This is a genomic window from Chryseobacterium sp. FR048 (genome assembly GCF_056844665.1).
Map to the genome: position 1 here is coordinate 54,770 of NZ_JBXDSE010000010.1, position 12,346 is coordinate 67,115.

Annotated in this window: 9 protein-coding genes; 5 read left to right on the plus strand and 4 right to left on the minus strand. The window is 37.0% G+C overall.

Annotated features, from left to right (window positions below; translation table 11 throughout):
- Nucleotides 1-88 precede the first annotated feature (88 nt).
- Nucleotides 89-703: a DUF4377 domain-containing protein gene (locus AC106K_RS23535; RefSeq protein ID WP_482447957.1), complete on the minus strand. Its 615-nt coding sequence runs from the start codon at nucleotides 701-703 to the stop codon at nucleotides 89-91.
- Nucleotides 704-853: 150 nt separating this feature from the next.
- Between AC106K_RS23535 and AC106K_RS23540 the strand changes: the two genes are divergently transcribed.
- The 3 genes from AC106K_RS23540 (at nucleotide 854) to AC106K_RS23550 (ending at nucleotide 3,897) form a co-directional block, all read left to right on the plus strand.
- Nucleotides 854-2,875, plus strand: coding sequence for a hypothetical protein (locus AC106K_RS23540; RefSeq protein WP_482447959.1), 2,022 nt, complete (start codon nucleotides 854-856; stop codon nucleotides 2,873-2,875).
- 95 nt (nucleotides 2,876-2,970) lie between these two features.
- Nucleotides 2,971-3,432 (plus strand): lipocalin-like domain-containing protein, encoded by a 462-nt coding sequence (locus AC106K_RS23545; protein WP_482447960.1) that lies wholly within the window; start codon nucleotides 2,971-2,973, stop codon nucleotides 3,430-3,432.
- Between the two features lie 12 nt (nucleotides 3,433-3,444).
- Nucleotides 3,445-3,897, plus strand: a complete 453-nt coding sequence (locus tag AC106K_RS23550; RefSeq protein WP_482447961.1) for a hypothetical protein — start codon at nucleotides 3,445-3,447, stop codon at nucleotides 3,895-3,897.
- Nucleotides 3,898-4,072: 175 nt separating this feature from the next.
- Here the strand turns inward: AC106K_RS23550 and AC106K_RS23555 are convergent, their stop codons facing one another.
- The 3 genes from AC106K_RS23555 to AC106K_RS23565 all read right to left on the minus strand — a co-directional run bounded on the left by AC106K_RS23555 (nucleotide 4,073) and on the right by AC106K_RS23565 (nucleotide 8,605).
- Entirely contained in the window at nucleotides 4,073-4,414 is a 342-nt protein-coding gene (locus tag AC106K_RS23555) for an Mpo1-like protein (RefSeq protein ID WP_482447962.1), read from the minus strand.
- A gap of 163 nt (nucleotides 4,415-4,577) precedes the next feature.
- On the minus strand, nucleotides 4,578-6,260 hold the full coding sequence (locus AC106K_RS23560) for an APC family permease (protein WP_482447963.1): 1,683 nt from the start codon (nucleotides 6,258-6,260) through the stop codon (nucleotides 4,578-4,580).
- Between the two features lie 104 nt (nucleotides 6,261-6,364).
- The gene (locus AC106K_RS23565) at nucleotides 6,365-8,605 is read right to left on the minus strand and encodes a CocE/NonD family hydrolase (protein ID WP_482447964.1); all 2,241 of its coding nucleotides are present in this window, start codon (nucleotides 8,603-8,605) and stop codon (nucleotides 6,365-6,367) included.
- Between the two features lie 257 nt (nucleotides 8,606-8,862).
- Here AC106K_RS23565 and AC106K_RS23570 point away from each other — a divergent pair, with 257 nt between their 5' ends.
- Nucleotides 8,863-11,826, plus strand: a complete 2,964-nt coding sequence (locus tag AC106K_RS23570; protein WP_482447965.1) for a tetratricopeptide repeat protein — start codon at nucleotides 8,863-8,865, stop codon at nucleotides 11,824-11,826.
- Complete coding sequence (locus AC106K_RS23575; RefSeq protein ID WP_482447967.1) at nucleotides 11,823-12,317, plus strand: hypothetical protein; 495 nt, start codon at nucleotides 11,823-11,825, stop codon at nucleotides 12,315-12,317. The genes AC106K_RS23570 and AC106K_RS23575 overlap by 4 nt, the downstream gene beginning before the upstream one ends.
- Nucleotides 12,318-12,346 lie beyond the last annotated feature (29 nt).

The following is a 12,346-nucleotide window of genomic DNA, read 5'->3' on the forward strand; positions in this document are numbered from 1 at the left end:
GTTGTATCGTAAAGTAGAAATGAGGAACTGTTTTCAGACTTTCAGACAATAAAAAAAGCTTCAGGATTTTTCCTGAAGCTTTTTTGTTTTATTTCTTCGTTTTAGAAACCTGTTCGATCAGGGTGTATTTTATGGAAGAAGCATCTGCCGGTGGATTGGCGATTTTTTCTGTTTTTACTTTCAAAACATATTCATATCCGGGCTCATACGTAAATCCTTCAATTTGGCTGTAGAAATTACTCCAGTTCTCAGTAGCTTTTTCTTTTACCTGCATGCACTTCATACGTCCGGCTCCTGCAGAACAGTCTACCGTCTGTGCTCCGATAATTAATGTTTTCTCATTGGCTGCTGCTGTTTCTTTCTTTGTTTTGGAAACCTGCTTTACCAATGTGTATTTTATAGAAGAACCGTCAGCTGGCGGATTGGCAATTTTTTCAGTCTTTACCTTCAAAACATATTCATACCCGGGTTCATAGGTGAAGCCTTCAATATTGGTATAGAAATTCGTCCAGTCTCCTGAAGCCGTTTCTTTTACCTGCAGACATTTCATAGGAGCTACTCCTGTACAGTCTGCTGTTTGTGGCCCTACGATGAATGTTTTTTCATCAGCAGCGGATGCTCCGGCAGTAGTTGTACATTGTGTCATTGCGAATAATGCTAATGCGGGAGCTGTCCCTTTTAGAATTGTTGCTATAATTTTCATAAACTTGATTTTGCCCCATACCTCGCAATTACCATGCCGAAATTTTTTTTCATGCATTTGTCGTACTTCTGCTATTGCATTTTAGTTTTTTAATCACTTATTTTGAGATTCTTAAATTCATAACCAAAAACACAAAATTCTTATATCAATATGGAAAATCAGATTCAAATGGAAAATTACAGGATTCAAAAGCCTGAAATGTGGGCGGGTACTATTGGAGATCAGGATATTTTGGATAAGATCGTGGATTCCGAATTTGCCAGAAAACAAACCGATGAAGGCAGAGACTACTGCTACTTTCTAGATAAAAAATATTATACCAGCAATACCGAAAACAGCGAATATACCTGTATGGCTTATACTTTGAATGAGCCAGGGAACCTTGAAAGGGCTTCTGCTTCTGATGTTGTTGTGGAAGAAAATGAAGTGTATCAGATCCACAGAATCAGTGTATGGAGGGACGGAAAGCTGATCGATAAGATTCCGGATACGAAAATTAAAGTATTAGACAGTGAGACTCAAAGCAGCGGTGGGGTTTTGAGCAGCAATAAGAAGATCAATATTACGATCAAAGATCTCAGATTATATGATGTGCTGATTCTCGAAGATTCCAGAGTCAAAGTTTTTACAGACCGCGATTTCCTCAGAAAAGAGTTTTCAAAATATGTTTGGGTGAGTCCCGATAATTACTGGGCTTATGGCAGTTTTGCCTTCTCTTTTATTAATGAAAGGGAACAGACAGTTGCGTATAAAAAGACATTTTTCAGAGATGAACAGGGAAATATTCTTGAGCCGGAAATTAATTACCTAAAGAAAGGGGAGCGCTTTGTTATTGAAAAACAGAATTATATTAATCCCGTAGATTCGGGACGTGAGATTTTTCCTTATATAGATTTTGCCACAGATGCAGACTGGAAGGATCTTTCCAATTATGTTGTTCCACTGTATGAAGAGGTTTTCAATAAATCTTCTCTACAGGATTTCGCCCCAAATCTTATCGAAAAACTGGACGCTATCACTGATCTGGATGAAAAACTTCAGTTTGCGATAGAATATGTTCAGAATCATATTTACTACGTTTTCAATGCAGATGAAATGAACGGGCACAAGCCACAGGAACCATCCGTTACTTATGAAAATAAGCAGGGAGACTGTAAAGCAAAATCCGTTCTGCTGAAAGTAATCCTTGATTATATCGGAGTAGATGCATCGGTGGTATTGGTGAATTTTAGTTCCGATTATTATATTAAACATTATCTACCATCCCTGTTAAGTTTCAATCATGTTGTGGTAAAAGTAAATCATAAAGGAAAGGAATATTTCATCGATGCTACGGTTCGTGATGAATTCGGGCTGATAGAAAACAGAAGCTTTATCTATTTTATGCATTATCTGGAAATAAAACGGGATCAGGAACTGCAGTTGAGAAAGGCTCATCAGTATCCTTATTTCTGTATTGACGAAAAAATAGACTTCAATGTACAGGGTACCACCGGAAAACTGAAACTAACCACAACTTACAAAAGTAACCGGGCCAATGCGATGAGAAGGTATTTTAAAACGACCAATAAAAGAGAGATCATAGACAGCTGGAACAGTTTTCTTTTTTATAGCCTTAATTACGCTAATGACCGGAATGGAACCGATGTAAGGACGATATTTAAAGATGCTGCTATCGATATTGTAAGCGATGATAAAAGACAGAATGAAATAAAAATTCAATATACAGCAACCATTGAAAAACCTTATTACACAGATCCACAGGGAACCCGTTTTCTGATGTATTTTGACCGGAATCTGGTAAAGGAGAATGTAAGAGATTTTATGCATAAGGATTTACCTTTCTGGCATAATTTCGACAGTCAGAAGTATGAAATCAACCTGTATACCGATCAGAAAATAGATACGGAAGAAAAATATACCGTTCAGGAAAGTACGATTAAAAATCCTTACTTTGATTATAAGAGCCGAAAAAAGGTTACGAAAAATGGGGCTTCTGCCTTTATTGAATTCAACCCACTGGTGAATGTTGATATTCCGCAGGCTGAGTTTGAACAGTTCAGAACGGATCATCATACAGTGGCTGACAGTAATTTCGGGCTGGGGATTGATATTATAGAACCTGGACTAATGAATATGCTTAAATTCAGTTTTAAAAAGAAATTTAAATAGAGTTTAAGTTCCAGATTTAAGATTTGAAGTGTGAAATCTTCCGTATCGGCGGCCCAAACGCCCCCCCCGATACGGAAGAAAAAAAAGAAAAAATAATGATGAAAACAATACTTTCCGCTACTTCTCTTTTGATTTTCACCTCCCTTGTGAGTGCGCAAAAACTGACGAAAGAAGATGTTACCGGATTTTGGAAACTTAAAGAATCCGGATCTTATGAAAACAAAATAAGAGTTAAAAAAGATTTTGATAACTGTCTTTTAATGAGAAACTATACATTGAGAGACGATGGATTTGCAATCTATAACTATATTGAGGGGAGTACAGGGAACTGTTTGCCTTCTGAACCGAGACTTAGCTTCTGGAAAATAGTAGATAACAGGATTCAGTTTTATATAGGAAAAGACACCATTATTGAAGAAGTAATGGTGACTTTGAACAGGAAAGACAATACCATGACTTTTTCAAGCTATATTCCGGTGCCGGTTAAAGATACTGATCCAAAGCTTGAAAAGGTACTGAATATGATCCATTATGATGTTCTTGAAAAACAATATTAGAAAGATAAAACAATGAATTATGTTACGCTTGTCTATCTGCTGAACCTCTTTATATATGGCGTTTACTTTTTTTGTAAAAGTGGGAGTGAAGTGCATTTTTCTAATGGAGAATATATATTGTCAGGAGTTCTTGCTCTTTTCCTGATAGGTGCAGGATACCTGAATGCAAAGAAAAGAATGACGTACAGGTCTGTGCTCTGGATGTTCTTTGTAAACCTTTTGCTATTTGGAATGTCCGGACTTTTCGATCAGTTTGGAAATAACTTTAACCTTTTTTCGACAGGTAACGGAAACAGTTTTATATTCACCTTAGCATTGATTGTATATAATGGGTACTTATTTCCACTGATTGTAGAATTGGAAAGAAGTGGTTTTTCATTGATACTTCCAGTATTGCTTTCTTTTGTTCTCCCTTCTTTAGGATATGTAATAGGACTGAAGATGCATTCTCAAAAACAGCACTAAGTTGATAAAAGAGATTTTTCACAAACATCAGCACCATTCACCTGAACTGTCATAAAAATACAATTACCACGAATCCACGAATAAAATATCTGCTGTAGAGTCTCTACTAAAAACCATATAATTCGTGCATTCGTTGCAAAAATATCAGCAAAACCTTCGCGGTTTTCAACTCACCTTATTCTTCCACAGACTGATTCTGAGGGATTGTTTCCCTAAATTTCTGCTTACCGATCAACAGCTCAAAAAACAGCCTGAAATCTGAAATCAAAGACCATAAAGGATATTTAAAAGTAGCCGGCTTATTCCTTTCAATCACAGCATGGCTGAACCAGGCAAATCCATAACCTACGATAGGAATATACCATAAAAACCGTTCTTTTCCTGAACTGATGACGTATCCTATAACGACAAAAACAAGCAGAGTTCCGATGAAGTGGAAGATCCGGGTTCCTGTTTTACTATGCTCTGTAAGGTAAAACCTGTAAAATTCACCATATGTTTTTATTCTCTCAGACATGGTAGTTTAGTTTATTGATATTATTGTAGTTACAGCAATAATTCTGCCGATTTTATAGACCCATAAAAAAGCGAAAAGGCAAAATCACAAATCAGCCTCTTTACAGATCAGCTTTTTTGCCATTTTGCCTTTTCGCAGCTTCGCTACTGAGTAGCTATTTTATTTAATTATTTCTCAGTTCCTTTCCAAGTTTACTGTTCTTGTATCCGTAGCAGAAGTAGATCACCATTCCAACCAGGAACCACATTCCGAACCAGAACCAGTTCTCATGGCTCATTCCTGTAAGAAGGTATAAACATGAACTTAAGCCGATCAGTGGAATTAATGAAAGGTTTTTGATAAATGCTACCACACACAGGATCAGATTGATGATAATAAAGAAGAAAATAGAAGCTCTGAATTCTCCTTCTTTAGGATCTGACCAGTTCATAAGGCTGTCAAAAAACTCTGGCTGCCATTTGTAGAAAGCCAGTAAACCGCCAATGAAAATAACAGGGAAAATAATTTTACCATTCACATAAGGAAGGTGAAATCTGCCTTTTATCTTTTCTTTCGCTGGAAGCATAAGCACTCCTGCACATACCAGAACGAATGCGAAAATAGTTCCGATACTCGTAAAGTCAAGGATAAATGTTTTATCTGTAAATAAGATAGGAATTCCTACCACAACTCCGGTAACGATCGTAGCGTAAGAAGGCGTTTTGTATTTAGGGTGTACCTTCTGGAACCTTGCAGGCATCAGCCCGTCACGGCTCATTGCATACCAGATTCTTGGTTGTCCCATCTGGAATACCAATAGCACTGTTGTAATGGCTACAATCGCTACAAAAGAAACGATAAGTTCCATCCAGGCTACATTGGCATTAGTTTTTTCAAAGATGAATGAAAGAGGGTCTCCTACACCGTCAAATTTCTTGTAATCTACCATTCCTGTCAATACAAGCGTTAGTGCAATATAAATCACAGTACACAATACAAGAGAGATGATCATCCCTTTCGGTAGTGTTTTCTGCGGATCTTTTGTTTCTTCAGAAAGTACACTTAGCGCATCAAAACCGATGTAAGCAAAAAATACCCCTGAAACAGCACTCATTACCCCGGCAAAACCGTTAGGCATAAAGGACGGTGCTCCTGTTGTAGGACTTACAGGGGTCCAGTTATCTATAGTAACATAAGACGCTCCAACAAGGATTACCAGTACGATCACTCCCAATTTTAGGATAACCAGAGAGTTGTTGAAGTTTTTACTTTCTTTTACCCCTACATAACAAAGCCATGTAATCAAACCATTGATTACCAAAGCCGGTACGTCTACAATGAATTTTAAGTTTCCGATCAGTGGAGCCGTATTCCAGGCATTTAATAATTCTTTATTTTCTGAGCCATATTGAAACGCTTTTCTGGCTTCTGTGTAGCTGCAGGTCAGATAATCAGGAATATGCATTCCCAGACGTCCCAGGAAACTGGTGAAATAATCAGACCATGAGAAAGCGACATAGATATTTCCAAAGGAATATTCCATAATAAGTGCCCAACCTATTACCCAGGCGATAAGTTCCCCAAAACTGGCATAGGCATAAGTATATGCGGAACCTGCCGTAGGAATTCTGCTGGCAAACTCAGCGTAGCATAAGGCGGTAAAACCACAGGCAAAACCGCAAATCAAATATAGAAGGATAACACCGGGGCCACCTCTGAAAACGGCTTCTCCCAAACTGCTGAAACTCCCAGCTCCAATAATGGCCGCAATACCAAAAAATACGATGTCCCATACACCTAAGACTCTCAAAAGTCCCGTTGAAGTATCTGTATCTGAATAGATTTTTCTTCTAAAAAGTTGACTCATTCAATAACTATATTTGATTTGAAAAAAAGCAAATGTAATGATTTTTTATTTTGATGTTAACAGTCGTTAAGAACATTTAAGTAAAAATGCATAATCAAAGCACTTTAGTCTTTATAAACAGGTATTTCCACATAGCTGTCGTTATACCATTTTATTTCGAGAGGTTCTCCGGAATCTTCTATCGTTTCATTGCTTACATCTTTTCCGGTTCCATAGTTGATCTGCCAGTTAGGATTTTTATTAACGCCTACCAATAACAGAAGTTTACTTCCCTTTTCTATTTTCTTACTCATGAAATATGAATTGTTAATCGGTATCTGTTCCATTTTGCCAGGCTCAAGTAGCTGGCGTATTTCATTGTTTTTTACATAGCTGGCTCTTACCATATGAGTGGATAACAAAAATGATTTCCCATCCGGCTGGATCTGATAGAGTGAAGTATCAGTATCAAAATCTTTTTTGTTGATGGAAATGTTAAAGATTCCAGACAGATTTCCACTGATGATCATATCCTTATCCAGAACCTCGCTTTCAAAAGCAATTGAATGAGTCATTTTTATACTGTCATTTTTGCTGATCTTATAGTAGGTATCCTTCTGTTCCCTGTCCTTAAAATCGATGGTTTGCTTTGTAAAATTCTGGGTGTCGGGTTTATTAAACACTGATGCGGCATTTTTGTGGTCCTGGAGATAGAATTTAAAAGTTGAAGTATGCATTTTATCAAGATCAGAAACATGCTTCCAGGTATTGGTATTCATGACCTGAAAATTAATTTTATCCTTTAAAAGCTCCGGTTTTTTCCCATTCTTCAGAATATAGTCAAACCATGAAAAAGCAAGATCATCAATACTGATTCTGGCTACAGGATCAATAGGATTGCCGTTCACGTACGTAAACCCGAAGCTTTGTGCTCCGCCGTGATTATAAGGACCTATCACCAGATAATGGTTTGCATTTTTATTGTATTGATGATGTTTCTTGAAATAATACAGCGCTCCGATCTGATCATCATCATAATATCCGGTCGTTGTTAAAATTGGAATATTGATGTTGGCAAATTCGTCTTTGTAAGGAACCATCTTTTGCCAGTACTGATCGTATCCCGGATGATCCAGCCACCGTTGGAATATTTTGCTGGGTTTGCCACTTATCGTATCCAAAGATCTGAAGGATTTCCCGCTTTTATACCATTTTGTATTAATGGAATCCCATTTTGCAGCATTAGCAAAATCAACTTCATCTGTAAGTTTATTATTAGTGACATATTGAATCCACTGAAGCATATAGCTCATGAAAATATTATTCCGGGCAGGATAATCAATTCCGATTCCTACGGCAACCTGGGGTACGATGGTTTTTAATGCCGGATGCAGTTTTTTTACTGCTGCCCATTGACTGAAGCCTAAATAACTGCCACCAATCATTCCCACTTTGCCATTACTCCATGGTTGTTCGCTTACCCAGTCGATCACCTCATAGATGTCGTTAGATTCATGTTCGAAAGGATTGTTCTCATCATTGCTGTTCCTTTTGCCCCGGGTATTAACTACTGCTCCCACATAGTTGTAAGCAGCAGCTCTTTTTCCAAAGAACGCATCAACTGGCCCTGCATAAATATTACTGGAAAGAATAACGGGAAGCGGGGATTTGTTCTCTCTTTTTCTGACAATGGTAATGGTGAGGGTATTGCCGTTCTTTGTTTTGAGATCTTTTGTTTCAATGATGAACCTTTGCTGATCTTTTGTGGCTAGCAGTTGCATCACCTGAGGCTTAATGCCGGAATACACTTTATAGTTCAGATAATTTCTGCATAAAGCCAATGCAGAACTATAATCTATGCTGTCTTTATCTTTCTGCTTATCCAATGTTTTTTTCAAAAGCTTTCGGGCTTCGTTGACATTTCCGTTTACAGCAAGTTCAATTCTGGGAACCAGGTTTTCAGGAAGGCTTTCATACTTTTTGTTAAATGAAGTCTGAAGGGCATTCGAAAAAGAAATCTTATTTTCCGTTTCAGCCTGTTTAGCCATGCTGTACAATTCATAACCCAGGAACCGGTAATCAGCCATATTGTGATCTGCAAACTGTTTACGGTTATCAGCCAATGTTAAAAATGATTTTTTATAATCTTTGGAAAGGATCTGTAACCGGAAAAGAGCATCTGTATAGAGCATATCATCCTTGGGTCTGTATTTCTTCGATTGAAGATAGGGGATCACCTGTGAAGCGATAACCGGCATCTGTTTTTCTAAAATAAGAGAGTCAGTTACAGCGGTTTTCGGTAAATAAAACTTTTGAGCCTGCATCAGGTTTACAAAAATTAATGCTAAAAGTATCTTAAATTTCATGTAATACTGGATTTATGGTATGTTTTTCGCTGCTGTTGAAGAAGTGTCAGTTCAAAATATATTTTTGATAACTGTTTACAAAAATTGTTTGCATTTTATCAGACTAAATTAAGAAATTTTATCATGTGAGGGTGAAATGTTTTCATTGTTGCATGATTTATAATTTTAGGGTATTAAATCTGTTAAAACTTGCTTAAACAATAAGTTTTTAATATTTTCGTTAACTTATTTAGACTAATTTTCTTATATCGAGAAGAATGAAATCAAAAAAAATACTTTTAGCGGCTGCAGTGATCTATTTCGGAATCTCCGAGGCTCAACAGTCCCAATATTTTACCCAGAAAGAAAATTACAGATTCAATCTAGCTGAAAATCTTTACCAGACCAAGATATACAACGCCTCCCAATACGAATACGCAAGACAATATTTCTACAACCAGAATTTGTCCCGTTCGAAAAAGGAGGCGGCGCAGTTTTTTGATAATGTGATTGGTGTTATCCTTCAGAAGAATCATGCAGAAGAAGGACTTACCGCTTTCATGAAAGAATATCCGAACTCTGCTTATTTTGCTCAGGCCAACCTACCGTTAGCGGATTATTACCTGGCGAAGAAAGATTTTGACAAAGCATTGGAAACTCTGAAAAAGGTTAACCAATATCAACTTTCAAAAGAAGAGAATACACAGTATATTCTGAAATTGGGATATGCCAAATTCATGACCGGTGATTCTAAAGGAGCTACTGATGCTCTGGAAGAGGCATACAAAACAGCAGATCAGTCTCAGAAAGGAGATATTGCTTATATGCTGGGGCATCTGTACTACAGCAACAGGCAGAATGATAAAGCATTCCAATATTTTGATTCGATAAAAGATCAGGGTAAATTTTCAAAATTAGTTCGTCCTTATTATGTACAGATGTACTACAATGATAAGAATTACGACAAGGCAATCTCCGAAGGAAATGCTTTGCTGAATGAAAATATTTCTGATTCTTATAAAGCAGAGGTTCATAAGATCATCGGGGAGAGTTATTTCATGAAAAATGATTATACTTCTGCCTATCCCCATTTGAAAGATTATCTGAACGTACAGCAGAACCCGTCTGAAAATGACCTTTATGAAATGGGATTTGTTGCCGCTCAGCTGAAAAAATACGACGAAGCGGTTTCTTATTACAACCAGCTTTTGAACAGCAATTCTGCTCTGGCTCAGAATGCATACTACCAGTTAGGAAACGCGTATCTGGCAGTAGATAAAAAGCAGGAAGCACTTTCTGCATTCCGTTCCTCTTATCAGATGGATTACGATGCGAAAGTGAAAAAGCTGGCTCACGAACAGTACGCTAAGTTAAGTTACGATATAGGAAACCCATTTGAAAGCCCGTCTGCAGTAATTCAAAGTTATATCAATGATAATCAGAATGCGACCAACGCTTCAGAAATGAGATCATTATTGGTAAAATCATATCTGTATTCAGGAAATTACAAAGAAACACTGAACGCCATCGACAGACTGCAGAGTTCTACTCCGGACATCAATAAAGTGGATCAGGAAGTTTCTTATTTATTGGGAACAGAGGAATTCAACAAAGGAAATTATGACGAAGCTGAGAAATATTTCTTAAGAAGTCTTGGATTCAACATCAATAAAGAATTTAACAGCAGAGCTTTATACTGGCTGGCACAGGTGTACTACCAGAAAGGAAATTATCCATCTGCGATCGTTCGTTATGAAAAACTTCTTAACGAGAATTTCCCGGAGAAACAACAGTTGCCATATGATTTAGGATATGCTTATTTCAAATCCAAAAAATTTGATCAGGCAGCTACCTACTTCAAACAATATCTGGCCAATCCGAAACCTGAGTTTAAAAATGATGCAGAACTACGTTTGGCAGACATCCATTATGCAAATAATGATCTGAACGAAGCGATTGCGATCTACGACAAAAACCAGGATGCAACGGATTATACGCTTTACCAAAAAGCAATGGCTTTAGGGTTCAAGGGAGATACCCAGGCCAAGATTACCAATCTTAAAAACTTACTATCAAAATATCCGGATTCCGAATATTATGATGATGCACAATATGAAATAGGAACTGCTTATGCGGCTCAGGATGATTTTGCCAACTCTAACGATTATTTTGGAAAGGTGATCAAGACCTCTTCAGACAGAGATCTGATTGCCAATGCTTCAATCTATAGAGCGCAGAATTATATTGATCAGAACCAAAATGATAAAGCTCTTTCTGAGCTTAAATCTTTGGGTGAGCAGTACAAAAATACAGCCTATGCTCAAAAGATCGTTCAGGCTGCAAAACCTCTCTTTACGAAAAACGGAGATGTTTCAGGATATGAAAACTTTGCAAGAAATATCGGGGTGAATGTAGCGGCTTCAGAAATTGATGAAATCAACCTGTCTACCGGTAAACAATATTTTGCGAAGAAAGATTATAAGAACGCTATTTCTTATTATGAAAAGTATCTGACACAGAATCCTACAGGGGAAGGATTGTACCAGGCGAAGTATGAATTAGGGGAAAGTTATTATCAAACTAATAATTCAACAAAAGCTTTACTTGTGCTTCAGGAAGTTGCTGGAATTCAGAATGATTACCAGGATGATGCAAAAACTCGTTTAGCTCAAATCTTCATTGCACAAGGGAATACTTCTGAAGCTAAAAAGTATTTGGAAGACATTAAAAACTCTTCAAATATCGGCATTAAGAACTACGCCAATGTTGAGCTGATGAAAGTGTATGCAGAAGAAAAGAATTTCTCTGAAGCTGAAAAATTAGCGAATGCAGTAATTGCCAATTCCAAGAATTCTGCTGCTGTGATTGAAACGGCAAAAGTGATCAAGGCGAGAAGTCTGATGAATTCAGGAAAGGATAAAGATGCTCAGGCGGCTTACACTTCTCTTGAAAAATCATCGAATACCTCAGTAGCTGCAGAAGCATTGTATGCAAAAGCGTATTATCAGAATAAAGGAAAAGCTTTCAAATCTTCCAATGAGACGATCTTTAAGCTTGCGAATAATTATGCATCAGAAGAATTCTGGGGAGCAAAAGCTTTGGTATTGATGGCGAAGAACTATATCGGCCTGAAGGATAATTATCAGGCAAGTTATACTTGTGATCAGATCATTACCAATTACAAGGATTTCCCTGAAATTGTTGCTGAAGCTAAAGAAGTGAAGAAATTAATCAAGAAATGATCTTTTTAGGAGAAAATATTCACGAATATCCAGCTACTGAACCAGCAGATCCGAAATCTTGTGCAGAGCATTTCGCAGATATAATGGGTAAGAAAGGATATACACTGGATTTTTCACTGAAAAGCCTGGAGACTGAAATTGATAAGGTTTTAGAAAAATATTCAAAAATTGAATATCAGGAACTGAATATTTTAGAGGAATTTCTGACAGCTTATGTGGGAGAAAGTCTTCTTAGAATATTCGGAGGCAGTTGGGCAGGTAATTTCTATGGCCCATTAAACAGGTCAGGGGTTAATTTTTATACTTCCTATATGGTGATTAATGATTTTAGATTTAATCCTAATCATTTTATAGGGTATTATTTAAGTAACGGTAAGAAGTCAGAAGGTACTTTTTACGAATATTTATACAAACGGAATCAAAGTAGTGGCATCTTCCATGATTTTTTAGGAGGAGGGTTAATACAAAAAATAAACAATAATATTCAATAGATTTTTAAATCCTTTGTGATTAAAATTAA

Excerpts from the sequence above, each read along its gene's own strand:
- AC106K_RS23555 (WP_482447962.1), bottom strand. The coding sequence starts at position 4,414 with ATGTCTGAGAGAATAAAAACATATGGTGAATTTTACAGGTTTTACCTT.
- AC106K_RS23545 (WP_482447960.1), top strand. The coding sequence starts at position 2,971 with ATGATGAAAACAATACTTTCCGCTACTTCTCTTTTGATTTTCACCTCC.
- AC106K_RS23570 (WP_482447965.1), top strand. The coding sequence starts at position 8,863 with ATGAAATCAAAAAAAATACTTTTAGCGGCTGCAGTGATCTATTTCGGA.
- AC106K_RS23575 (WP_482447967.1), top strand. The coding sequence starts at position 11,823 with ATGATCTTTTTAGGAGAAAATATTCACGAATATCCAGCTACTGAACCA.
- AC106K_RS23550 (WP_482447961.1), top strand. The coding sequence starts at position 3,445 with ATGAATTATGTTACGCTTGTCTATCTGCTGAACCTCTTTATATATGGC.
- AC106K_RS23565 (WP_482447964.1), bottom strand. The coding sequence starts at position 8,605 with ATGAAATTTAAGATACTTTTAGCATTAATTTTTGTAAACCTGATGCAG.
- AC106K_RS23560 (WP_482447963.1), bottom strand. The coding sequence starts at position 6,260 with ATGAGTCAACTTTTTAGAAGAAAAATCTATTCAGATACAGATACTTCA.
- AC106K_RS23535 (WP_482447957.1), bottom strand. The coding sequence starts at position 703 with ATGAAAATTATAGCAACAATTCTAAAAGGGACAGCTCCCGCATTAGCA.
- AC106K_RS23540 (WP_482447959.1), top strand. The coding sequence starts at position 854 with ATGGAAAATCAGATTCAAATGGAAAATTACAGGATTCAAAAGCCTGAA.